This window comes from Frankia tisae (assembly GCF_025403405.1).
Taxonomy (GTDB): domain Bacteria; phylum Actinomycetota; class Actinomycetes; order Frankiales; family Frankiaceae; genus Frankia; species Frankia tisai.
Map to the genome: position 1 here is coordinate 1 of NZ_JANEZT010000826.1, position 440 is coordinate 440.

Annotated in this window: 1 protein-coding gene; it reads right to left on the bottom strand. The window is 47.7% G+C overall.

Features of this window, described 5'->3' with window-relative positions:
* The coding region (locus NBZ85_RS31865) for a class I SAM-dependent methyltransferase (RefSeq protein ID WP_261563509.1) at positions 1–401 on the bottom strand (401 nt) is incomplete at its 3' end.
* Between the last annotated feature and the right edge of the window lie 39 nt (positions 402–440).

Below are 440 nucleotides of genomic sequence, written 5' to 3' on the forward strand. Positions count from 1 at the left end.
CTCCAATGTTGCACGTTGGGTACAGAGGCGATCAAGCAGCCACCTGGACGCAACCAATGAGCCGCCTGATCGACTGACTTCTCTGGTTCATAAAGGTGCTCCAATACGTCGCCAAAAACAATGCAATCAAAACCCTCAGATGGCCTGCTAGCCAGCAATTGAGGATTTTCATCCCAGCGAGGGCAGGCGTCCAAATTGAGCAGTATGGAATTATCGAGCACGTGACGCGCCTGCGCCAAAGGTTCTGCAGCAATATCCACCCCGGTATAACGCGCATGTGGGATTTTTTTCTTCACAGCCTGGGCCAAAGACCCCGCACCGCAACCAAACTCGCAAAAATTGACGGCACTTTCCTCCACCAAATCGAGAATGGTGGAGTTGAAATTCTGATAATAATTCATGAAATATTTCTCAAAGATAGATGATAAATACTAATAATC